The sequence below is a fragment of the Paractinoplanes deccanensis genome (assembly GCF_016862115.1).
GTDB classification, from domain to species: domain Bacteria; phylum Actinomycetota; class Actinomycetes; order Mycobacteriales; family Micromonosporaceae; genus Actinoplanes; species Actinoplanes deccanensis.
Genome location: NZ_BOMI01000125.1, coordinates 1 through 22870 on the forward strand (window position 1 = coordinate 1; position 22870 = coordinate 22870).

General features: G+C 73.2%; 21 protein-coding genes. 13 read left to right on the forward strand and 8 right to left on the reverse strand.

What is annotated here, in order from left to right:
• Positions 1–88 precede the first annotated feature (88 nt).
• The 3 genes from Ade02nite_RS31330 to Ade02nite_RS31340 form a co-directional block, all read right to left on the reverse strand.
• Positions 89–517 carry a hypothetical protein gene (locus Ade02nite_RS31330; protein WP_203771776.1) on the reverse strand — a complete coding sequence of 143 codons (429 nt, stop codon included), beginning with the start codon at positions 515–517 and terminating at the stop codon, positions 89–91.
• Positions 518–781: 264 nt separating this feature from the next.
• Entirely contained in the window at positions 782–1735 is a 954-nt protein-coding gene (gene meaB, locus Ade02nite_RS31335) for a methylmalonyl Co-A mutase-associated GTPase MeaB (protein ID WP_203771778.1), read from the reverse strand.
• Positions 1732–2916 carry an acetyl-CoA C-acetyltransferase gene (locus Ade02nite_RS31340; protein ID WP_203771780.1) on the reverse strand — a complete coding sequence of 395 codons (1185 nt, stop codon included), beginning with the start codon at positions 2914–2916 and terminating at the stop codon, positions 1732–1734. Before Ade02nite_RS31340 ends, meaB begins: the two co-directional genes overlap by 4 nt.
• Positions 2917–2987: 71 nt before the next feature.
• Between Ade02nite_RS31340 and mce the strand changes: the two genes are divergently transcribed.
• From mce to Ade02nite_RS31365, 5 genes are all read left to right on the forward strand, one after another.
• Positions 2988–3467, forward strand: a complete 480-nt coding sequence (mce, locus tag Ade02nite_RS31345) for a methylmalonyl-CoA epimerase (RefSeq protein WP_203771782.1) — start codon at positions 2988–2990, stop codon at positions 3465–3467.
• Between the two features lie 168 nt (positions 3468–3635).
• A complete protein-coding gene (locus Ade02nite_RS31350; protein ID WP_203771784.1) occupies positions 3636–4961 on the forward strand; it encodes a DivIVA domain-containing protein in 1326 nt (441 codons plus the stop codon).
• A gap of 251 nt (positions 4962–5212) precedes the next feature.
• Complete coding sequence (locus tag Ade02nite_RS31355) at positions 5213–6631, forward strand: coiled-coil domain-containing protein (RefSeq protein ID WP_203771786.1); 1419 nt, start codon at positions 5213–5215, stop codon at positions 6629–6631.
• 149 nt (positions 6632–6780) lie between these two features.
• Positions 6781–7899: an AI-2E family transporter gene (locus Ade02nite_RS31360; protein WP_379036820.1), complete on the forward strand. Its 1119-nt coding sequence runs from the start codon at positions 6781–6783 to the stop codon at positions 7897–7899.
• A gap of 56 nt (positions 7900–7955) precedes the next feature.
• Positions 7956–9161 (forward strand): helix-turn-helix domain-containing protein, encoded by a 1206-nt coding sequence (locus Ade02nite_RS31365; protein ID WP_203771790.1) that lies wholly within the window; start codon positions 7956–7958, stop codon positions 9159–9161.
• On the opposite strand, the gene Ade02nite_RS31370 is transcribed toward Ade02nite_RS31365, so the two are convergent.
• Entirely contained in the window at positions 9158–9952 is a 795-nt protein-coding gene (locus Ade02nite_RS31370) for an alpha/beta hydrolase (RefSeq protein ID WP_203771792.1), read from the reverse strand. The genes Ade02nite_RS31365 and Ade02nite_RS31370 overlap by 4 nt on opposite strands.
• A 14-nt stretch (positions 9953–9966) precedes the next feature.
• The gene (locus tag Ade02nite_RS31375; protein ID WP_498370405.1) at positions 9967–10305 is read right to left on the reverse strand and encodes an Rv1322 family protein; all 339 of its coding nucleotides are present in this window, start codon (positions 10303–10305) and stop codon (positions 9967–9969) included.
• A 60-nt stretch (positions 10306–10365) separates the two neighbouring features.
• Here Ade02nite_RS31375 and Ade02nite_RS31380 point away from each other — a divergent pair, with 60 nt between their 5' ends.
• Genes Ade02nite_RS31380 through Ade02nite_RS31390 form a run of 3 tightly spaced genes read left to right on the forward strand, consistent with a single transcriptional unit; the run spans position 10366 to position 13994 of the window.
• Entirely contained in the window at positions 10366–11856 is a 1491-nt protein-coding gene (locus Ade02nite_RS31380; RefSeq protein ID WP_203771794.1) for an aldehyde dehydrogenase family protein, read from the forward strand.
• Positions 11857–11871: 15 nt separating this feature from the next.
• Complete coding sequence (locus tag Ade02nite_RS31385; RefSeq protein ID WP_203771796.1) at positions 11872–12510, forward strand: ABC transporter ATP-binding protein; 639 nt, start codon at positions 11872–11874, stop codon at positions 12508–12510.
• Positions 12507–13994 (forward strand): DUF6297 family protein, encoded by a 1488-nt coding sequence (locus Ade02nite_RS31390; RefSeq protein ID WP_203771798.1) that lies wholly within the window; start codon positions 12507–12509, stop codon positions 13992–13994. The genes Ade02nite_RS31385 and Ade02nite_RS31390 overlap by 4 nt, the downstream gene beginning before the upstream one ends.
• A gap of 79 nt (positions 13995–14073) precedes the next feature.
• Here the strand turns inward: Ade02nite_RS31390 and nucS are convergent, their stop codons facing one another.
• Positions 14074–14733, reverse strand: a complete 660-nt coding sequence (nucS, locus tag Ade02nite_RS31395) for an endonuclease NucS (protein ID WP_203771800.1) — start codon at positions 14731–14733, stop codon at positions 14074–14076.
• Between the two features lie 52 nt (positions 14734–14785).
• Between nucS and Ade02nite_RS31400 the strand changes: the two genes are divergently transcribed.
• The 5 genes from Ade02nite_RS31400 (at position 14786) to Ade02nite_RS31420 (ending at position 21642) form a co-directional block, all read left to right on the forward strand.
• Complete coding sequence (locus Ade02nite_RS31400; protein WP_203771802.1) at positions 14786–15409, forward strand: DUF4126 domain-containing protein; 624 nt, start codon at positions 14786–14788, stop codon at positions 15407–15409.
• Between the two features lie 9 nt (positions 15410–15418).
• Positions 15419–16768, forward strand: a complete 1350-nt coding sequence (locus Ade02nite_RS31405; RefSeq protein ID WP_203771804.1) for a hypothetical protein — start codon at positions 15419–15421, stop codon at positions 16766–16768.
• Between the two features lie 223 nt (positions 16769–16991).
• Positions 16992–19592 (forward strand): FtsK/SpoIIIE domain-containing protein, encoded by a 2601-nt coding sequence (locus Ade02nite_RS31410; protein WP_203771806.1) that lies wholly within the window; start codon positions 16992–16994, stop codon positions 19590–19592.
• The gene (locus Ade02nite_RS31415) at positions 19579–20316 is read left to right on the forward strand and encodes a hypothetical protein (RefSeq protein ID WP_203771808.1); all 738 of its coding nucleotides are present in this window, start codon (positions 19579–19581) and stop codon (positions 20314–20316) included. Before Ade02nite_RS31410 ends, Ade02nite_RS31415 begins: the two co-directional genes overlap by 14 nt.
• Before the next feature lie 36 nt (positions 20317–20352).
• Positions 20353–21642 carry a hemolysin family protein gene (locus Ade02nite_RS31420; protein WP_203771810.1) on the forward strand — a complete coding sequence of 430 codons (1290 nt, stop codon included), beginning with the start codon at positions 20353–20355 and terminating at the stop codon, positions 21640–21642.
• Here Ade02nite_RS31420 and Ade02nite_RS31425 read toward each other — a convergent pair.
• A complete protein-coding gene (locus Ade02nite_RS31425) occupies positions 21590–21943 on the reverse strand; it encodes a hypothetical protein (RefSeq protein ID WP_239169203.1) in 354 nt (117 codons plus the stop codon). The genes Ade02nite_RS31420 and Ade02nite_RS31425 overlap by 53 nt on opposite strands.
• Before the next feature lie 45 nt (positions 21944–21988).
• Positions 21989–22837, reverse strand: a complete 849-nt coding sequence (locus Ade02nite_RS31430; protein ID WP_203771811.1) for a 3-hydroxyacyl-CoA dehydrogenase family protein — start codon at positions 22835–22837, stop codon at positions 21989–21991.
• Between the last annotated feature and the right edge of the window lie 33 nt (positions 22838–22870).

Genomic DNA, 22870 nt, shown 5'->3' on the forward strand with positions numbered 1-22870 from the left:
GTGCCAGCATGCCAGCGTGAGTGTGACGAGGACGCCGATGCCCGGCGCCGCGATCGGTCAGCGGCTGCCGGGCATCGTGGGGGCGGGCCTACGCGGTCAGGTCGAGGGCGTGGTACAGCCGGGACGTGGTCGTGTTCAGGTCGGCCAAGCGGGCGGCCGGCACGCCGCTCATCAGGGCGACCCGGCGCTCGCCGGCGGCGCGGTTGAGCAGCAAGCCGACCTGGGAGGAGGCGCGCTCCATGACGATCTGGCGGGCCAGCATCGTGGCGGGGTCGGCCTCGTCGGCGGCGGAGACGACCTTGGCGGTGGCCTTGACCGTGTTCGTGGCGGCGGTCGTGTCGCGGGCCAGGCCGGCCGAATAGGCGGCGGTGCGGTCGATCGGGGTGACCGCGGGGACGGCCGGCATCTCCTGGGTCGGGGCGAGGCGCTGCGGCTGCACGTCGGCCGTGCGGGCGGACTGCTGGAGCACGCTGCTCTGCAGGAGCGGGTGCAGGTAGGTGGCGGTGGTTCCGGACACCCGGGGGAAGGTGATCGGCGCAATCATGCTGCACCCCTGTTGCTGCCCATGGCACTGGTCATGTCCGCTATCCTTTCCGGCGCTGACCAATTCAGCGTATGCCGGAAAAATCCGGACGGCATCGGGCGCACGGGCGAGAGCGCGGACCGTCCGAGAGTGCCGATTCGGTCAGAGCGCCCGCCGGACCAGCAAAGAGGCCCGGACCAGCAAAGAGCACCCGACCGGCAAAGAGCACCCAACCCCGGGAAGCGGCCGAAGAACCCCTCAGAGCCCCTTGATCAGCTCATCGGCAGCCGCATACGGATCAAGGGTGCCCCCCGCCACCGCCGCCGCCAGGGTGGGCAGGGCCGTCCCCTCGCGGAGGCTGCCGATGCGCGACCGGAGCGTGCCCAGCGCGATCGCCTCGATCTCGACCGATGCGCGGCGCTCGCGGCGTACCAGCAAGTTGCCCGTCTTTTGCAGCCATGCGTGGTGCTTGTCGACGGCCGCCAGCACGTCGTCCATGCCCTCGGCCTTGACCGCCGTCGCCTTTACCACCTGGGGACGCCAGTCGCCCGGCGCGCGCTCCCCCAGGCCGAGCATGCCCTGGATGTCGCGGTAGGTCGCGTCGGCGCCGGGGCGGTCCGCCTTGTTGATCACGAAGATGTCGGCGATCTCGAGGACGCCGGCCTTCACCGCCTGGATGGCGTCGCCCATGCCGGGTGCCAGCAGCACCAGCGTGGTGTCCGCCAGGGACGCGATCTCGACCTCGGCCTGGCCCACGCCGACCGTCTCGACCAGGATCACGTCGCAGCCGGCGCCCTCCAGGACGCGCACCGCCTGCGGGGTCGCCGCCGACAGGCCGCCCAGCTGGCCCCGGCTCGACATCGAGCGGATGTAGACGCCCGGGTCGGTCGTGTGCTCCTGCATGCGCACCCGGTCGCCGAGGATCGCGCCGCCGGTGAACGGGCTGGACGGGTCGACGGCGAGCACGCCGACCCGGCGGCCGGTCTTGCGCAGCACGCGCACCAGCTCGTTCGTCGTGGTCGACTTGCCGACGCCCGGCGAGCCGGTCAGGCCGATCACCTGGGCGTGCCCGGCGTACGGCGCCAGCGCGGCCGCCACGTCGGGCAGCGCCGGATCGCCGTTCTCCACCAGGCTGATCAGCCGGGCCACCGACCTCGGGTCGCCCTCGCGGGCACGTGACACCAGGGCCGGCACGTCACGCGTGCGCCTCACGGACGCGGGACCTCGATGATCAGCGCGTCGCCCTGGCCGCCGCCGCCGCACAGGCCGGCCGCGCCGTAGCCGCCGCCGCGCCGGCGCAGCTCGAGGGCGAGGGTGAGCACCAGGCGGGCGCCGGACATGCCGATCGGGTGGCCGAGGGCGATCGCGCCGCCGTTGACGTTCACGATGTCGTCGGTGACCTTCAGCTCGCGCATCGACTGGATGACGACCTGGGCGAACGCCTCGTTCATCTCGATCAGGGAGAGGTCGCCGACGCTGAGGCCGGCCTTGCCGAGCGCGTGCTTGATCGCGTTGGCCGGCTGGGACTGGAGCGAGCTGTCGGGACCGGCCACGTTGCCGTGCGCCTTGATCTCGGCGAGCCAGCGCAGGCCGAGCTCCTCGGCCTTGGCCTTGCTCATCACCACGACCGCGGCCGCGCCGTCGGAGATCGGCGACGAGCTGCCTGCCGTGATGGTGCCGCCCGCGGTGAACGCCGGCCGCAGCTTTGCCAGGGACTCGGCGGTGGCGTCCGGCCGCACGCCCTCGTCGACGTCGACGACCGGGTCGTTGTCGCGCTTGCCCGTCTTGACCGGCACGATCTCTTCGGCGAAGCGGCCCTCGCGCTGGGCCGCGGCCGCCCGCTGGTGGCTCTGCGCGGCGAAGGCGTCCTGCTCGGCGCGGCCGATGTCGAGCCGCACGCCGCTGCGCTCGGTCGACTCGCCCATCGAGATGCCGTCCCAGGGATCGACCAGCCCGTCGTACGCGGTGTGGTCGCGCACCAGCACGTCGCCGAACTTGGTGCCCTGGCGCTGGTTCATCAGCAGGTGGGGCGCGTTGGTCATGGACTCCATGCCGCCCGCCACGACGATGTCGAACTCGCCGGCGCGGATCAGCTGGTCGGCCAGCGCGATGGCGTCGAGGCCGGAGAGGCACACCTTGTTGACCGTGACCGCCGGCGTGGTCATCGGGATGCCCGCGGCCACGGCGGCCTGCCGGGCGGTGATCTGGCCGGCGCCGGCCTGGAGCACCTGTCCCATGATCACGTATTGCACCTGGTCGGGGCGCACTCCGCCGCGGTTGAGGGCGGCCTCGATGGCATGGCCCCCGAGGGTCGTGGCCGGCACGCTCTTGAGGTTGCCGAGCAGGCGTCCCATCGGGGTGCGGGCGCCACTCACGATCACCGAGCTGGTCACGTCAAGTCTTCCGATCTGCCGGGCGGGGACCCCGCCTGAGCCTTAACGGGCGTTTAGGCAAGACTAATAGGATGACGACTCCTCCACCTAGTGTCGCCCGGCCCGAGAATGTCACACCCGGATTGCTCGGCATCGATCACGTCGGCATCGCCGTTGCCGACCTCGACGCCGCCATCGCCTTCTACGCCGACGCCTTCGGCATGCGCTGCGTGCACCAGGAGACCAACGAGGAGCAGGGGGTGCGCGAGGCCATGCTCGCCGTGGGCGACGGCACCGGCCCGCGGCTGCAACTGCTCGCCCCGGCCCGGCCCGACTCGGCGATCGCCAAGTTCCTCGACCGCAGCGGGCCCGGGCTCCAGCAGCTCGCCTACACGGTCGCGGACGTCGAGGCCGCCGCGGACGCGCTGCGGGCCCGCGGGATGCGGCTGCTCTACGACACGCCGCGCCGGGGCACCGCCGGGTCGCGCATCAACTTCGTGCACCCCAAGGACGCCGGTGGCGTTTTGGTGGAGTTGGTGGAGCCTGTCAGCCTTCCGGATGAATCATCCTGACGCGGACGGCTCCAGCTGGCAGGATCGAGTGACGCGATCTGCCGTCGCCCGAGCCCTGCACAAGCGTGCGCGACGCCAGGTTTCGGGCAGCTCAAAGGTGATCTAACGTGTCCTTTCCGATGCCCGCTCGCTCTTGCGTGGCAGGGGCGTCTTCGCCAGGATGGCCCAATGCCCCAGCAGCAGGATCAGAACTTGGCATTCTTCGACACCGCGAACTCCCAGCACGACTTCACCGTGGTGCTGCGCGGCTACGACCGCGGGCAGGTGGACGCCCACCTCGGCCGGCTGGTCGCCGCCATCAACCAGTCGACGCAGGCCGCCGGTGAGGCCGAGCAGCGCATGAACGACGCGCAGCGCCGCCTGCGCCAGGCCGAGCAGCGGCTCGTCGCGCTCGAGCAGAAGCTCGCCGACAGCAACAAGCTGCTGGAGGAGAACAATCGGCCGACGCTCTCCGGGCTGGGCACCCGGGTCGAGCAGATCCTGCGGCTGGCCGAGGAGCAGGCGAACGACCACCGCAGCGAGGCCAAGCGAGAGTCCGAGGGCATCCTCTCCGCGGCCCGCCTCGAGGCGCGGGAGATCACCGACAAGGCGCGCGCCGAGGCCGCCGCGATGAAGGCGACCGCCGAGCGCGAGGCCGGCCAGGTGCGCACCCACGCCGAGCGCGAGGCCGCCGAGGCCCGGGTGCAGGCGCGCCGCGAGGCCGACACGCTGCGCTCCGACGCCGACCGCGAGACCAAGCAGCTGCGCACGGTCACCGCGCACGAGGTCGCCGAGCTCAAGTCGACGGTCGAGCGTGAGGTGGCGTCGCTGCGGGCCACCGCCGAGCGCGAGATCACCCAGCTGCGGGCCAAGGCGTCGCGCGAGGCCGAGGAGAAGCGTGCCGAGGCGACCAAGCTGCTGACCGACGCGCGTGACAAGCGTGACAAGGATCTCCAGGCTCTCGCGCTCGAGATCGCCGAGCGCCGCGAAAAGGCGGAGCGCGAGGAGTCGCAGCGCCACGCCGCCCAGGTCAGCGCCACGCAAAAGATGGTGTCCGAGGCCGAGGAGCGGGCCCGCGCCGCGGAGGACCGCGCCAAGGAGATCGAGCAGCGCGCCGAGCAGCGCCGCGTCGAGTCCGAGCGCAACGCCGCCGAGACCACCGAAAAGGCCCGTGCCCTGGCGGAAAAGACGGTGAACGAGGCCCGCGCCGAGGCGCAGCGCCTGCTCAGCGAGGCCCGCACCGAGGCCGAGCTCACCACCCAGGCCGCCAAGCGCGAGGTGGAGGACCTGACCAGGCAGAAGGACGCGGTCACCAACCAGCTCGGCCAGATGCTCTCCGGGCTCTCCGGCCTGGTGCCGGGTGTCGGTGGCGCCAAGCCGGCCGAGGCCGCAGCCGTCCCCGCCGCTCCGGCCGCTCCGGCCGCCGCCAAGGAGGCCGCGCCCGCGCAGCGAGCTGCGGAGACACCCGAAGAGGCCGAGCCGGAGGCCACCCCGGAGCCGGCCAAGAGCAACTGAGATTACAGCCCTTTCCCAGGCTCCTGCGGTTGCGCGCCTTGCACGGGTGCGCAACGGTGGGAGCCGGCCGGTGGGTGACTTCAAGAGATCAACGCGGGCCGTATCGGAGTTGCTCCGGTACGGCCTCGCTCGTTCTCGCGCGTAGTCTGCTCTGTGGGCCGGCTTAGACAAATCACAACTAGGCGCATACTCCGGCCAGGAGGGTGTGTATCCCCCCGAGGCCGGACGATGCGTATGTGAGGATGGACAGCATGTCGCACGGCGAAATCTTCGGTCTCGGCTCTGACGCGGCTACCGAACCCAGCTTCGAGACCGCCCTCCGCGGTTACGAGAAGAAGCAGGTCGAACGGTACGTCGCCCGCGCCGAGAACGAGATCGCCGCGCTGGCGGCCGAGCGCGAGCAGGCGTACTCCCAGATCCAGGCCATGTCCGCGCAGATCGAGCGCCTCCAGCAGGAGGCGGTGCAGGCCCGGCGCCAGGGCGGCATCGGCACCGAGGTCTCGTTCCGCCACCTCGGCCCGCGGGTCGAGCAGATCCTCGCGCTCGCCGAGGAGCAGGCCGAGGCGATCAAGCAGTCCGCCACCGACGACATCGCGGGCCGGCTCGCCGAGGCCGAGCGCATCAGGGCCGAGGCCGAGGCGCACGCGCACAACGGCATCCGCGACTTCGAGATCGCCCTCGCCGCCCGCCGCGCCGAGGAGGAGCGCGCCGACGCCGCCAAGCGCGCCGCCACCGAGAAGGCGCTCGCCGCCGCCCGCCAGAGCGCCGAGCAGATGCGCGCCGAGGCCGAGACGACGCTGACCCGGGCCCGGGCCGAGGCGCAGCAGCTCACCGAGCAGACCGCCCAGCAGGCACACCGGGTTCGCGCCGAGGCCGACGGCTACGCCCAGTCCACGCGCATGCAGGCCGACCAGGAGATCAAGGCGCTGCGCGACAAGACCCAGCAGGAGATCAACGCCCAGCGCGCCGCCGCCGAGCGGGAGGCCGCCGAGAAGCGCGCGGCCCTCGACAACGAGCTCGGCCAGAAGCGGGCGGCCGTGGCGCAGGAGCTCACCCAGATGCGCGCCGGTGTCGAGAAGCAGTGCGCCGACCTGCGCAGCGAGGCCGACAAGTACGCCGAGGACGTGCTGCGCCGCTCCGACGAGCAGGCCACCGCGGTGCGCAACGAGATCGCGGCCCAGCAGGAGAAGATCGCCGAGGCCGGCCGCGAGTACGAGGCGGCCAAGGCCAAGGTCGCCGAGGCCGAGCGCGAGCTGGCCGCGGCGCAGGAGCGCGCCCGCGCCGGCGCGCAGGAGGCCGACAAGGTGCACCAGAGCCTCGCCGAGGCGCGCAAGGAGCTGGCCGCCGAGCTCGAGCGGGTCACCGAGGCCAAGAAGGCCGGTGAGGCCGCCGAGCGGCACGCCGCCGACGTTCGCCGCCAGGTGCAGAAGGAGGCGAAGCGGGTCGCCGAGCTCGCGGCCGCCGCGGTGCTCGCCGCCGCCGGCTCCTCCTCCGACGCCGACGAGCAGGACGACGACGAGAAGTCGGTCGCCGGCGGCCCGGTCGGCGCGCACGCGGCCGAGGCCCCCACCGGCGCGCACACGGCCGAGGTCCCGGCGCCCGGCAAGGTCACCGCGTCGGCGAAGGTCACCGTCCCGCCGGCCACCCGGGTCGGCGCGGACGCCGAGTAGCGCGCCCGCACGGGCGTCGCGTGATGCCCGTCGCGTCCCGCGGGCGCCCGCGGAGGTGGCGGTCGTTGCGGGGCGGCGCTAACGTCGCGGCCGAGACACGTGCGGCCGGCAAGGAGTAGGACCCGGCTCACCCCACAGTGGAGGACCGGGTGGCGCAAGAGACCGAGCCGGCGGCGGAGCAGCCCGAGCGGGATCCGATCGAGGAGGAGATCCCTCCGCATCGTTTCGGCAAGCCCGGGCCGCCGCTGGACAAGCGCAACCCGTTCATGATGGGCCTGCTCGGCGGCTTCGGCGTCATCCTGGCGTACGCGATCTTCCTGGGCGTCCGCAACGCGGCGTCCATCCTGATCCTGATCTTCATCGCGCTGTTCCTGGCGATCGGCCTCAACCCCGCGGTGTCCAAATTGCGCAAGTGGGGCCTGCCCCGCGGGCTCGCGGTGACGATCGTCGCGCTGGCCGTGGTGGGTCTCATAGCGGGTGGCATCGTCGCGCTGATCCCGCCGCTCGTCAGCCAGACCACCCAGCTGGTCGAGAACGTGCCCGGCTACATCCAGCAGCTCCAGCGCAACGAGACGATCAACGAGCTGGTCCAGCGCTACGACATCGTCGACCGGGTGAGCAGCGCCCTCAACGCGGGCACCGTCACCAACGCGCTCGGCGGTGTGGTCGGCGCCGGCCGGATGATCGCGGGCACGCTGTTCAACGTGCTCACCGTGCTGGTGCTGACGATCTACTTCATGGCGTCGTTCGACCGCATGCGCGAGACGGCGTACTCCCTGGTGCCGGCGTCGCGGCGGGTGCGGGTGCGGCTGATCGGCGACGAGATCCTCACCAAGGTCGGCGCGTACATGGTGGGCGCGATCTCGATCGCCGTGCTGGCCGGGGCGAGCAGCTGGCTGCTCGCCGTGATCCTCGGGCTCGGCTACCCGTTCGCGCTCGCCGTGGTGGTCGCCGTCTGCGACCTGATCCCCCAGATCGGCGCCACCCTCGGCGCGATCGTGGTGAGCCTGGTCGGCTTCGCCTCGTCGCTGACCGACGGCATCGTCTGCATCGTCTTCTTCATCGTCTACCAGCAGGTGGAGAACTACCTGATCTACCCGAACGTGATGCGCCGCTCGGTGAAGGTCAGCGACGTGGCCGCTGTCGTCGCGGCGCTGCTCGGCGTCGCGCTCTTCGGCGTGGTGGGCGCGCTGGTCGCCATCCCCATGGTGGCCGGCATCCAGCTGATCGTCCGCGAGGTCGTCGTCCCCAGCCAGGAAGCGCGGTAGATCAACCGGTACAGGTCTGTACCACCCCGCGCCGGGGCGCGTCTACGGTCGAGGTCATGAGCCCACGACCGCTCGCCGACCCCGACGTGGGGGAACGCATCCGGGCCCGCCGCCTGCTGCGCGGCTGGAGCATCCGGTACGCGGCGAGCCGCGCCGGCATCTCGCACGCCACCTGGGGACGCATCGAGCGGGGGCTCCAGGCGGCGAACAACCGCTTCATGCTGGCGGACATCGCCGAAGCGCTGGAGTGCTCGTCGGGCGACCTGGCCGGCGCGCCGGTGCCGGGCACGGACCGGGCGGCCACGGCGACGCGTGCCGGCGTACACGCTCTGCGCACCGCTCTGATCGACATCGATCTGACGGAACCGGGCGTCGCCGGGTCGCCGGCGATGGCGGAGCTCGACCGCGTGCTGTCGCTGGTCGACACGCTGCGGCAGGCGTGCGACTACGCCGGCACCATGCGGCTGCTGCCCGGCCTGCTGCACCACCTGCACGCCGAGACGGCCGGGCCGGAACGGGGGCGGGCGCTGCGGCTGCTGTGCGAGGCCACCTTCATCGCCTCGTCGGTGCTGCGCAACCTCGGCCACCCGGGTGACGCGTGGCTGGGCGCCGAGCGCTGCCGCGACGCGGCCGAGGCCGTGGACGATCCGGTGCTGCTGGCGTACGCGGCCTACGCGCTCGCCACGGCGGCGACGGCCAGCGGCTCGCACCAAAGGGGACAGACGATCGCCGAGCGGGCCGCCGGCGACCTGCGGCGGCACCTGTCCCGGCCGGGCGGTGCCGAGATCCTCGGCTCGCTCCAGCTGATCTCGGCCAAGGCCGCGCGGGGACGCGGCCACCCGGAGGACAGCGCGGCGTGGCTCGCCGAGGCGAAGCGGCTGGCCCGGCGCACCGGGGAGACCACGACCATGGGCCTGTACTTCGGCCCCACCAACGTCGACATCTGGCGGATCAGCATCGAGGTCAACGAGGGCGACGCCGAACGGGCGGCCGCGGTGGCCCGGCGCACGTCCCCGATGGCGATCGCGGCCGGCTTCCGGCAGGTCTTCTACTACGCCGACACGGCGCGCGCCCTGGCCCACCTGACCGGCCGCGAACGCGAGGCGGTGCGCTATCTGCTCACCGCCGAGCGCATCGCCCCGCAGCACGTGCACACCACTGCCGACCTGCACGCCACGACGCGGACGCTGCTGGCGCGCCTGCACCGCCAGGCCGGCGGCGCCGAGCTGCGCGGCCTCTCGGAACGGATGTGGACGCCCTAATCGGCCTTGGGCATCGGGACGTCGCGGAAGGCGGAGGTCGTCCGGTCGGCGTAGGCGTTCATGTCGCCGGTCTCCATCGGGCCGTCCCACGTGCGCGGCAGCGGCACCGGGACGGAGGGTGCGACGCGCTTGACGATCTCGTCGAGCACCTTTTCGGCGTCGCCGACCCACAGGTGCTTGGCGCCCTCCATGGGCACGACCTCGCACTGCGGCACCGCGGCGAACCGCTCGGTCGCCTCCGGGGGACGCAGGTAGTCGTCGAACTCCGGGATGAGGGCCGTGAGCGGCTTGTCCGACGAAGCCCACGCGCTCAGGTGCGCCGGCTGCGAGAAGCGCAGCGGCGGCGAGAGGAGGATGGCGCCCCGTACCGCCGGATCGAGGCCGTGCATCAGGGTCAGGTCGGTGCCGAACGACCAGCCGAGCAGCCAGATGTTGGGCAGGTCGGCGAACTCCGCGTACTCGATGGCGGCGGCCACGTCGTACTTCTCGTCGACGCCGGCCGAGAAGGTGCCCTCGCTGGTGCCGCGGACGCTGCTGGTGCCGCGGGTGTTGAAGCGCAGCACCGCCAGGCCCGCCAGCGCCGGCAGCCGCCACGCGGCCTTGCGGAAGATGTGGCTGTCCATCATGCCGCCGTGGGTGGGCAGCGGGTGCAGGCAGACCAGCGTGGCGACCGGGTCGCCCTCCAGGGGCGTGGCCAGCTCACCGACGAGGGTGAGGCCGTCGGCGGTCTCCAGCTCGATGTCCTCGCGGCGCGCGGGCAGGATCGAGTTGGCGCGGATGGGGTTGCTCATGTTCTCGATGATCCCTAACCGTATCTAGGGGCGTTGCGGGAGCGCTCCACTCCGGGCAAGCGCCGGTCCCGCGCCTTCCAGCAGCCCGTGTGCCAGTGGCGGCGGTCGCTCTCGTCGCCGCGGCCGTCGATCGGCCACGCCACGACGTGCGCCACGCCCGGCCTGATGTCCTGGACACACCCCGGGCAGCGGTACGTCTTCACGGCCGCCCCGCCGAAGATCGACCGGACCATCCACTCGCCGTCCTGCCATTGCTGGACGCCTTCGATGCCCTTGCGGACGCGCTCGTCGGTCAGCGCGCGGGGCTCGTCGGATCCGCCGCGGCGGCGGGGATGATTGCGGCGGGGACTCACAACATCAAGCGTACGGTCAAGTGATGACTCACCGGTAACTACGGCCCTAGACTGCCGAACATGACCGCTACTCGCGTTCCCGGACTCCCGGTCGTCGAAGACGGCGTGCTCATCTCCACCCACCCCGCCACCGGCAAGGAAGCGGGACGGGTGCCCGTCGCGGACGCCGCCGCCGTCGAAGCCGCCACCGCCCGCGCCCGCGAGGCCGCCCGCTGGTGGCAGTCCCTCGGCTTCGACGGGCGCAAGGAGCGGTTGATGCGCTGGCGCTCGCTGCTCGCCCGGCGCGTCGAGGAGGTCGCCGAGCTCACCGGGCTCGAGGCCGGCAAGCCCCACGCGGACGCGGTCGTCGAGGCGGCCGGCGCGGTCGAGCACCTCGACTGGATGGCCCGGCACGCCAAGCGCGTCCTCGGCCCGCGGCGCACGGCGACCCGCCTGCTGCTCATGGAGCACACCGGTCACCTCGAATACCAGCCGTACGGGGTGGTCGGCGTCATCGGGCCGTGGAACTACCCGATCCTCACGCCGATGGGCTCGATCGCCGGCGCGCTCTCGGCCGGCAACGCTGTCGTGTTCAAGCCGAGCGAATACACCCCGATCGTCGGCCAGTGGCTGGCCGACACGTTCGCCGAGGTGGTGCCGGAGCAGCCGGTGCTCCAGGTGGTGCACGGCCTCGGCGACGTCGGCGCCGCGCTCTGCCGCTCCGGGGTCAACAAGATCGCGTTCACCGGCTCGACCGCCACGGCCAAGAAGGTGCTGGCCGCCTGCGCGGACAACCTCGTGCCGACGGTGATCGAGGCGGGCGGCAAGGACGCGATCATCGTGGACGACGACGCGGACGTGGACGCCGCCGCCGAGGCCGCGGTCTGGGGCGCCATGACCAACGCCGGCCAGACGTGCATCGGCATCGAGCGGGCGTACGCGGTGGCGCCCGTCTACGACGCGTTCGTGGCGGCCGTGGTGGAAAAGGCCGGCAAGCTGCGCACCGGCGACCAGATCGGCCCGATCACCATGCCGCGCCAGCTCGACATCATCCGCGAGCACATCGACGACGCGCTGGCCAAGGGCGGCAGGGCGGTGCTCGGCGGCGCGGAGGCCGTGCAGCCGCCGTACGTGGCACCGACCGTGCTGGTCGACGTGCCCGCCGACGCGCGCGGGATCCGCGAGGAGACGTTCGGCCCGACGCTGACCATCACCAAGGTCGCCGACGCGGAGGAGGCGCTGCAGCAGGCGAACGGCACCTCGTACGGCCTCGGGGGTGCGGTCTTCGGCAAGCGCAACGCGATCCGCATCGCGCGCCGGCTGCGCTCCGGCATGGTCGCGGTCAACGGCACGCTCACCTTCTCGGGCATGGGAAACCTGCCCTTCGGCGGCGTGGGCGACTCCGGCTTCGGCCGCATCCACGGCGAGGACGGGCTGCGCGAGTTCGCCCGGCCCAAGGCGATCACCGTACGGCGTGGGCCCTCGCTCCTGCCCGCGATGACCTTCGAGCGCACGCCCGGACAGGTGGCGACCATCATCAGGGCGTTGAAGATCCTGTACGGGCGGAGGTGAGCTAGGGTCCTCGACGTGGAAGCGGTCGAGGTCAAGAGCCTGTACGCCGGCTACGGCGCCGCGCCGGTGCTGGAGGACGTCACCCTCACCGTACCGACGGGCCAGGGTGTCTGCGTCGTCGGCGAGAACGGCGTCGGCAAGTCCACCCTGCTGCGCTGCGTCAGCGGCCTGCAACAGGTGGAGAGCGGCACCATCACGGTCTTCGGCGGCGACCCCGGCGCCACCCCGGAGTTCTGGCGTGCCGTCGTCACCACCGTCGAACCGCCCACGTGGTATCCCGGCCTCACCGCCCGCGAGCACGCCGAGCTGGTCTGCCGCGCCCACGGCCAGGACCCGGCGGAGGCCGGCATCGACGAGGCGCTGGAGCGCTTCGGCCTGGCCCGGCACGCCGACGCGATCCCGCCGTCGCTCTCGTCCGGCCAGAAGCAGCGGCTCGTGCTCGCGATCGCCCTGCTGCGCCCCAGCTCCCTGCTCATCCTCGACGAGCCCGAGCAGCGCCTCGACCGCGAGGGCCGCGCCGACGTGGCGGCCCTGCTCGCCGACTACCTGGCCGGCGGCGGCTCCCTGCTGATGGCCAGCCACGACGACGACTTCGCGATCGCCTCCGGCGCGGCGATCACCACGATGGAGTCGCTGAGCGCGGTCGCCGGATGACCACCGTCCCGCTGGCGCCCGTCCGGCGCTGGATCCTGCGCCGCCAGTCCGCCCACCGCGAGCGCGGCGCCACCCTGAACAGCCTCTACATCGGCGCCCTCACCGTCGCGATCGTCGGCGGCATGCTGCACCGCCAGCTGGCCGAGGTCTTCTGGCCCCCGCACCCCGACGCCTCCGGCCTGGCCGGCGCGTCCCTCACCGCCCTCTGCTACGGCCTGCTCTACCTGGCCCTGCGCCGGTTCGGCCCGCTCGCGCTGAGCCGCCCCGCCGCCTCCTGGCTGCTGACCGCCCCCGTGAGCCGCCGCAGCCTGCTGATCCCGTCCCTGCGCATCGCCGGCGCCGTGGCCGCGGTCCTCGGCGCCCTGGCCGGCATCGCCATCGTCGGCCACACCGCCCCGCGCCCGGTCGCACTCCCCCTGCTCACCGCGGGCGGCGCGCTGCTGGGCCTGGTCCTGCTCCTGATCGCGGCGGCGGCCCAGGCCGGCGGCCGCTGGGGCACCGCGGTCGACGCGCTGATGAGCCTGCTCTTCGCCGCCGGCTTCGCGGGCCTGGTCGCCGACACCACGCTCGACCAGCCCGTCGCGGTCACGGCGTGGCCCCCGGCCCAGACCCTGGTCCCGCTGGTCGCGGGCGTCGCGGTCGTCGTCCTGGTCGTTCTCGCTCTGGTCGTACGAGGCCTCGCGCGCACCCCCAGCGACCACATCCTCGACGCCTCCCGCACCGCGGGCACCCTCTTCGACGCGGCCTTCGGCATCGAGCCGTCCTTCCTCACCGACATGATCGAGCGCCGCTACTGGGCCGCCCGCCGCCTGCGCTCGGTCACCCTGCCGTCGCGCCTCCCGGTGCTGGTCGCCCAGGACCTGCTGCTCACCCTGCGCCGCCGGCGCCGCCTGCTGTGGCTGGTCTTCGGCGCCGCCTTCCCGCTGCTGCTGGGCAACGCGCCCGCATGGATCCTGGGCGCGGCGGTGCTGCTGGGCGCGCTGATCGCCGGCATGACCGCCACGGGCAACGTCCGCACCGACGCCGGCAACGCGGTGCTCCTGCGCTTGCTGGGCCTGTCGTCCCGCCAGGCGGTGTTGCAACGCCTGTGGATCCCGGGAGTCCTGGCCGCCCTCTGGTCGGCGGCGGCCCTGACCGCCCTGGACGTGCTGGGCGACCTGCCCGCCGGCCCGTGGTGGGCGCTCGGCCTGGCCCTCGGCCCGGTAGGAGCGGCCGCGGCCGTCCACCGAGCGCGGGCGGGCTTCGTCCGCAACGACCTGCTGCCCCTGGACACCCCGATGGGCACCCTGTCGACGGGCCCCCTGGTCAACGCGGTGATCGGGCCGGACATGCTGCTGCTCGGGCTGCCGGCGCTGGTGGAGATCGCGCAGGGCAATCCGCTCTCCTGGACCACGGTGCTGGTCCAGGCCGTGGTGGGCGTCATCGGCGCCCGCGCCTACCTGTCGGGCACGACAGACACCGACCGCACGGAGCTCTCGCGGTAGCCGCCCTCAGGCAGAACGAACGTTCTGTCCACCCGTGGGAACGCGAAGGTGGCGGCCGTGAGGGCCTGCGGCCCGGCGGCTAGAAGAGGGTGAGCTCGTTGCGCTCGATGCCGCGCAGCTTGTCGTAATCGACCACGACGCAGCGGATGCCCCGGTCGGTGGCCAGGACCCGGGCCTGGGGCTTGATCTCCTGGGCCGCGAAGACGCCCTTGACCGGGGCGAGCAGCGGGTCACGGTTCATCAGTTCGAGGTAGCGGGTCAGCTGCTCGACGCCGTCGATCTCGCCTCGGCGCTTGATCTCCACGGCCACCGCGCCGCCGTCGGCGTCTCGGCAGAGGAGGTCGACCGGGCCGATCGCCGTCATGTACTCCCGGCGCACCAGGGTCCAGCCCTCGCCGAAGGTCTCCGGGTGGGCCGCCAGCAGCTCCTGGAGGTGGGCCTCCACGCCGTCCTTCTGGAGGCCGGGGTCGACGCCCAGGTCGTACGAGGTGTCCTGGAAGATCTCCTCCAGGGTGATCCGCAGCTCCTCGCCGGCCTTGTTGACGACCTTCCACACCCCGGGCTGCTCGTGCAGCTTGCAGGGCGGGCTCATCCAGTTGAGCGGCTTGTAGGCGCGGTCGTCCGCGTGGATCGAGACCGAGCCGTCGGCCTTGACCATCAGCAGCCGGACGGCCGGAGGCAGGTGGGCGGACAACCGTCCGACGTAGTCGACGGAGCACTTCGCGATGACCAGACGCACCCGACGACCCTAGCGGAAGGCGCCGTTGGCGGCGGAATGCCATCCTTGAGGCGTGCTCGAAGCCCTCACCGGCACCGGCCTCGCCGCATCCGCCGGGCTGAATGCCTACATCCCCCTGGTCGTGATGGGCCTGCTGGCCCGGTACACCGACCTGATCGACCTTCCCACCGGCTGGTCCTGGCTGGCCAACGGCTGGACGCTGCTGATTCTCGCCCTGCTGCTGGCCATCGAGGTGGTCGCCGACAAGGTGCCCGTCGTCGACCACGTGAACGACGTCGTGCAGACCGTCGTACGCCCGACCGCGGGCGGCCTGGCCTTCGGGGCCGGCTCCGCGTCCGAGACCGTGACGGTGAGCGACCCGGGCTCGTTCTTCGGCTCGCACCAGTGGGTGCCGATCGCGGCCGGCGTGGTCATCGCGCTCTGCGTCCACGGGGTGAAGGCCGCCTCCCGCCCTGTTGTGAACACCACCACGGCCGGGTTCGGCGCTCCCGTCGCGAGCACCGCCGAAGATGTCGGCAGCGTGCTGATGTCCGTGCTGGCCATCGTGCTGCCCGTGTTGGTCCTGGTAGGACTGTTGTTCCTCGTGTTCGGCGGTGTCTGGGTGGTGCGCCGCCGCCGCAAGAGGGCGAAGCGCACACAACTGTCGGGTTCCGGCACCCCACACCCGTTTGGTTGACTCTCTGGCGTGTTCGCGATCGCCGTGCCCGCCTTCGCCTTCGCGTGGTGGGCCGCCTGCTACCTGCTCGGCCGCGACCCGGTCCGGCAGCCGACGGGCCGGGCGGCCGCGGCGCTCATGGCGTATGCGGTCGGCGTCGCGGTGTGGACGGTCGCGCCCGACTCGACGCTCGCGCAGGTCCTGTTCTGCGCTCCGGTCCTGCTCTGGGCCGGCAGCACCGTGGCGCTGCTGCCGGCGACCCTGCCCGAGCGGCGGCACATCGACCTGGGCTGGCTGGTGCTGGCCGCCGCGTTCCTCGGCACGGTGATCGCCCTGCCGCAGGCCGGCCGGCTGGTCGTGCTCGCCCCGCTGGCCGGCGGGGTGGTGCTGCTCTGGCGCTTCCGTGACCAGGTGCGGCCGCCGATGCTGCCGGCCGCCCTCACGGTCGCCGCGGTGCTCTACGGGGTGACGCTGGCCGTCCTGCTGCTCCCGGTCGACCTGGGCGCGCCGATGCTGGTGATCGCGGCGCTCGGCGTCGACCTGCTGATGCTCGCCTTCCTGGTCGCCGTCCACGACGCGATGGCGGCCGGCGAGCGGCTGCGCCCCGATCTGCTCCGCTCGGTGGCGGGGGCCGTCGCGGCCGTCCTGCTGGTGGGGGCGCCGGCCGTGCTCACCGTGACCGTCGCGGAGTCCGACGCCGTGACGATCCTCCAGTTCGGCCTGCTCGCCGTCGTGATGACCTTCGTGGGGCTGCCGGGCGCGGCGCGCCGGGTGCTCGACGCGATCGCGTTCCGGCGCGATGCCCGGCTGCGCGCCGACCGGTCGGCGGTGCTGATGCTCGCCGAGGCGCTTCCGCGGCACCGCCACCGGCAGCAGCTGCCCGGGGTGAGCGAGGACGACTTCCGGCGCTTCACCCATCAGGCGCTCGACAACTACGGCGACCTGGGCCGGCTGATGCGCAGCCCGCTGACCGACCTGCCAGTCATCGACCAGCGGCTCCGGGGGCGGCTCGAGCCCGGGACTCTGGAGCACAGGGCGCTGGAGCTGCGGGTGGTGCTCCAGGAGGGCGTCGACCGGCTGCGGCCGGCGGGGGCGTTCGACACCACCGACGCCTGGCGGTCGTACAACGTCCTGCACTACTGCTGCGTGCTGGGCCTCGATCCGTACGCCCGCAGGCCGCGCACGGACGGCCTGGACCGGGACGCGCGCCGGGCCCTCGACTGGATGCGGCGCCAGGTGCCCCGGCAGACGATGCGGCGCTGGCAGGGCGAGGGCGCCGCGGTCATCGCCGCCCGCCTCCGCGCCGACCTGGTCGGCGGCAAGCCGAAGTGGAGCGTGCGCAGCGGCCCGGCCCGAGCCGACGAGCGACGCCCAGGCTGACCAGCGACGCCCAAGCCGACCAGCGGCACCCCAGCCGACCAGCAGCGCCCAAGCCGACCAGCGGCACCCCAGCCGACCAGCAGCGCTCGGGCCGACCAGCGGCACCCCAGCCGACCAGCGGCACCCGGGCCGGCGACGGCGAGCCGCGCCGACACGCAGCACATAAGTGTACGTTTCGGGCGATAATGCGTAAAATCCCCCAGCGTGAATTTCGGGGGTTCGTGTGGGTAGCCACCGCAACGCGCTGGTCGCCGTCGTCCGGCAGGAACTGGCCGAGGCGCGCGGTGCCGCCCGTGCGGTGCTGGCCGAGGCGGAGTCGGCGCGCGGCGAGGCGCAGAACCGGCGCCGGCTCGTCCGGGAGGCGTACGCGACCTGCCTGAACCAGCTCGCCGAGGCGCGCGACGCGGCCCGGCGCGACATCCAGCGCCGCTTCCAGCACGAGTCGGCCCGGCTGGCGAACAACGTGCGCCGGCTCGCCGCCATCAACGCCACCGGAGCGGCCGGCCTGCCGTGGCGGATGTGGTCGCCCACCGAGCCGTCGCCCGGCGCCCGCCCCGGGCTGCTGCGGATCGGCTCGCTCAACGTCGACGACACCGCCGCCCTGCCCGCGCTGGTGCCCTTCCTCGACGCCGCGCACCTGCACTTCGAGGGCGCGCCGGCGGTGGCGGACGGGGTGATCACCGGCCTGCTGCTGCGCGCGCTGGGCAGCAGCCGGCCCGGCGACGTCGAGCTCATCGTCTACGACCCCGAGCACCTCGGCGGCACGCTCGCGCCGTTCGCCCCGCTCGGCATCTCGTTCGTCGGGCCCGGATCGCTCGGGTCCACGCTGGACGGGCTGGTCGAGCACATCTGCCGGGTCAACGAGACCGTGCTGGCCGGCGAGCACCAGTCGCTGTCCGACCTCACCGCGGCGACCGCGGGCCCCCGGCCGGAGCCGTGGCGGGTCGTGGTGCTGCTCGCCGACGCGGCCACCGCCGAGGAGCTGACCAACGGGCAGCGGGCGCAGCTCGACCGGATCGTGCGCACGGGCGTCGCGTGCGGCGTACACCTGATGGTCCGGGGCCTGTCCCTGCCGGACCATCCCACCGTCCGGCGCCTCGTGGTCGGCGATCAGACCGCGACCTGCGACATCACCGGCGATCTGGAGATCCGGCTCGATCCGCCGCCGCCCGCCGAGCGGGTGATCTCGTATTGCCGGGCCACCGCCGAGCGCCTGCGCGCCGGTCCGCCGCCCGCCCGCTTCACCGACCTGGAGCCGCGCGAGCTGTGGACCGAGTCGTCCCTGCACGGCCTCGTCGCGCCCGTCGGCGACGCCACCGACGGCTCGCTCGTCGAGGTGCCGCTCGGCGACGATCCGCCGCACGCCCTCATCGGCGGCCCCTCCGGATCGGGCAAGACCAATCTGCTGTACGCCTGGCTGGCCGCCCTCGCCACCCGCTACGGGCCCGAGGAGCTCGCGCTCTACCTGCTCGACTTCAAGGAGGGCGTGTCGTTCGCCCGCTTCGTGCCGGGGCCGCGCGACCCGGCGTGGCTGCCGCAGGTGCGCCTCGCCGGCATCAACGTCAACGGCGACCGGGAGTTCGGCCTGGCCATGCTGCGGCACCTGAGCGAGGAGCTGCGCACCCGGGCGCAGGCCGCCAAGCGGGTCGACGCCACCAAGCTCGCCGAGCTGCGCGCCGAGGACCCCGGCGGGCACTGGCCGCGGATCGTGGCCGTGATCGACGAGTTCCAGGTGCTGCTGGCCGGCCGCGACGCCGTCGCCGACGAGGCGGTCACGCTGCTGGAGGACCTGGCCCGGCGCGGCCGCTCGCAGGGCATCCACCTCGTGCTGGCCAGCCAGGACGTCTCCGGCATCGAGGCGCTGTGGGGCCGCTCCGGCCTGATCGGACAGTTCACGCTGCGCATCGCCCTGCCCAAGGCCCGCCGCATCCTGGCCGACGACAACCTGGCCGCCGCGGTGATCCCGCGCTTCCACGCGGTGGTCAACACGCAGTCCGGCGCGTCCGGGGCCAACCAGGTCGTCCGGCTGCCCGACGCGGGCGACCGGCTGGTCTGGCGCAGCCTCCAGCGGCGCCTGTGGCGCGACCGTCCGGAGGGCTGCGAGGAGCCCCGGCTCTTCGACGGCGACGCGGTGCCCCGCCTGCCGGACAGCTGCCGCCCGGCGGGCCCGGTGCCGGACGTGGCGGCGCCGGTCGGCTCGTCGCCGGGCGCGGTGCTCGGCGAGCGGATCGACGTGGCGGCCCGCCCGGCCCGGTTGCGGCTCGGCCGCATGCCCGGACGCAATCTGGCGGTGCTCGGCACCCGCACGGAAGAGGCCTGTGATGTGATCGCCGCGGCCGCGCTCTCCCTGGCCGCGCAGGGGCCCGCGCACTTCAGCGTGGTCTGCCTCGACGCCGACGCGGCCCGGGCGGCGGCCCGGCTGATCGCGGAGCTGCCCACCGCGGACTGGTGCGACGAGCTGCCGGAGGACCCTTTCGGCCCGGTGCCGCACTACGTGCTCGGCTACGCGCTGGACGCCGGCACCGACCCGGCCGCGCTGCGCCGCCTGCTGGTCGACGGCCCCGAGCACCGCACCCACGTGCTGGGCTGGTGGCGCTCGGTGGCCCGGCTGCGCGACAGCCTGGGCGGTCCCGCGGCCCGGCTGGACCCGATCGGCGCATGGGTGGCGCTCGACGTTCAGGGCGCCGACCTCGCGCCGCTCTATCCGCAGCCCGGCGGCCCCACCTGGTATCCGCGCACCCGGCGCGCGCTCTTCTTCGACCGTTCCGTGCACCGCACCCCGGAAGTCATCGTCCCGTACGAGGTGAACAGTGACCACACGTGATCGCCAGCCCATCGGGCGCGACTACCAGCTGATGGTGAGCGCGCTGGCGGAGGCGACCCGGCGCCGCGACGCCGAGATGGGCAACGCCGAGCAGGCCTACCAGGAGAGCGCCGCGCAGGCCGCGGGCGAGCTGTCGCGGGCCGAGGGGGACGCGCTCTCCGCCGACCGCTGGGCGGGCGCGGCCGCGGCCCAGGTGCTCGACGTCGACCGGGAGGCGGCCCGGCTCTGGGACCAGCTGCGCCGCGCCCGCGGGCTGCGGGTGCGGGCGCTCGGCGAGATGCCGGAGCCCGTGCCGGTGGACGCCCTGCCCCGGGTGGCCCTGCCCCGCAGCCCCGAGTCGCCGCACGTCAAGGCGCCGCGCATGCTGCTCGCCCAGGTCGCCGACCGCATCGACCACACCATCCGCCCCGCCGGCCGCCGCGCCCTGCCCCGCTGGGCGCTCCCCCTGCTCCCGCTGGTGGGCGCGCTGGTCGCGGCCCTCGCGGGCCTCGTCGGGTCCGGCCTGGTGACCATCGGCGGTACGGGGGTGTGGGGCGGGACGCTGCTGCGCGGGCTCGGCTGGCTCGCGTTCCTGGTCGCGCCCTCGGCCGGCGTGCCGGTGGCCGCGCTCTTCGCCCACAAGCGGCTCCAGGCCCGCCTCGACATCGGCGGCATCGGGCTGACCCTCCTCGGCGGGATGATCTCCGCGACGCTGATGTCGCTGGCCTTCGCGGCGACGCACTGAGGCTTGGCGGGCACCGCGAGGGGGTAAAGCGGCCCCGTGGGCGGATATGGGTGGCAAATCGTTCTGGTGATCGTGCTGGTGCTGGTCAACGCCGCCTTCTCGGGCAGCGAGATGGCGCTGATCTCGCTGCGCGACAGCCAGCTCCAGCGCCTCGAACGGCAGTCGCGCGGCGGCCGGACGCTGGCCCGCCTGGCCCGTGACCCCAACCGGTTCCTGGCGACCATCCAGATCGGCATCACGCTGGCCGGCTTCCTCGCGTCGGCGGCCGCGGCGACCTCGCTCGCCAAGCCGCTCACCGGCCCGCTCGGCTTCCTCGGCACCGCTGCCGAGCCGGTCGCCATCGTGCTGGTCACGATCGTGCTGACGTTCTTCACGCTGGTGGTCGGCGAGCTCGCGCCCAAGCGCATCGCGATGCAGCGCGCCGAGGGCTGGGCCCTGCTGGCCGCGCGCCCCCTCGACATGCTGGCCACCCTGTCGCGGCCGGCGATCTGGCTGCTCGGCAAGGCGACGGACCTGGTCGTACGGCTCTCCGGCGTGGATCCGAACGCGACGCGCGAGGAGGTGAGCGCCGAGGAGATCCGCGACATGGTCACCCAGCAGCAGGAGTTCACCCCCGAGCAGCGCACGATCATCAGCGGCGCCTTCGAGATCGCCGAGCGGATGCTGCGCGAGGTGCTGGTGCCGCGCCGCGACGTGCTGATCCTGCCGGCCGACCTGCCGGCGAAGGAGGCGCTCACCCGGCTCATCGCCAGCGGCCACTCGCGGGCGCCGGTGACCGGGCCGATGGGCCTCGACGACGTGCTCGGCGTGGTGCACCTGCGCGACCTGATCGACGCCGGGGGCCCGGTGCGCGACCACATGTTCACCGCGCTCTTCCTGCCCGAGACGCTGAAGGTCTCCGACGCGATGCGCCAGCTGCGCGCGCAGCACCAGCAGTTCGCCTTCGTGGTCGACGAGCGCGGCGCCATCGACGGCATCATCACCATGGAGGACCTGGTCGAGGAGGTCGTCGGCGAGATCTACGACGAGACCGACCGCGATGTGCAGTCGGTGGTCCGCGAGCCGGACGGCGCGATGCTGCTGCCCGGCACCTTCCCGATCCACGACCTGCCCGACATCGGCGTCGACCTGGACCGCGAGGACGAGGGCGGCGACTACACCACGGTGGCCGGGCTGGTCCTCGCCCACCTCGGGCACATACCCACCACCCCGGGCGAGGTGATCGAGGTCGACGGCCACAGCGCCGAGGTCACCGAGGTCACCGGCCGGGCCATCACGCGGATTCGGCTGCGCCCGGCGGCGCGGGAGGACCCGGAGTTCGACTGAGGCCGTCGCGGTAGGCGACGGAGAGCACGGCGTGGGCGACGAGGACGGCGTGGTCCTTGACGTCGTACGGGCCGACGCGCAGCTCGACGGCGTGGTTGCCGAAGAGGGCGCGCACGGTCCAGCTGTTCGGATGGCGATCGTCCTCGCGGCTGCGGTTGACGATCACCTGGGTGGCCGAGCGGATGTTGACCGCTGACCACTTCTCGTCGGCGGTCGGCCAGGCCCGGAACCAGCCGGGAGCGACGGCGAGGGCCTCCTTGCCCGCCTCGGCGAGCGCCCACTCCATCTGCTCAGGCGTCATACCGCAGATCGTAGGGGCCGCTCGCGGCGAGCGGCCCCGAACCGCTCAGTACGTGTAGAAACCCTTGCCGCTCTTGCGGCCCAGGTCGCCCGCGCTGACCATGCGCTGGAGCAGCTCCGGCGGGAAGAACTTCTCGTCGGCGGTGTCGCGGTAGATGTTGCTCGCCGCGTTCAGCATGACGTCGAGGCCGGTCAGGTCGACCGTGGCCAGCGGGCCCATGGAGTGGCCGAAGCCCAGCTTCATCACGGTGTCGAGGTCGGCCGCGCTCACCACGCCGGTCTCGACCAGCTTGATCGCCTCGACCAGCAGGGCGGAGAAGAGCCGGTTGGAGACGAAGCCGGCCACGTCGCGCTTGACCTCGACGCAGGTCTTGCCGACCTCCTCCGCGTACGCCCGGGCGGCGGCCAGCGCGTCGTCCGAGGTCTGGTAGCCGCGGACCAGCTCGACCAGCTTCATCATCGGCACCGGCGAGAAGAAGTGGATGCCGACGACCGACTCGGGCCGCTCGGTCACCGCGGCGATCTGGGTGATCGGGATGGCCGAGGTGTTGGTGCCGAGGACCGCGCCGGACTTGCAGATCTTGTCGAGCGCGCGGAAGACCTCGTGCTTCGCCTCGACCTTCTCGTAGATCGCCTCGACCACCACGTCCGCGTCGGCGGCCGCGTCGAGGTCGGTGGTGGCCGTGATGCGGCCGACGGTCGCCTCCACGTCCTCCTCGGAGATCTTGCCCTTGGCCGCGAACCGGCCCAGCGAATCCCGGATCGCCGCCATGCCCCGGGCCAGCGAGGCGTCGTCGACGTCCCGCATGGTGACCTGCCAGCCCGCCTGCGCCGAGACCTGCGCGATGCCGGAACCCATCAGTCCGGAGCCGATGACCGCGAGTCGACCCGCCATGTGCCCTCCTCAGAAGTGCCGTGTGCTCGGCCT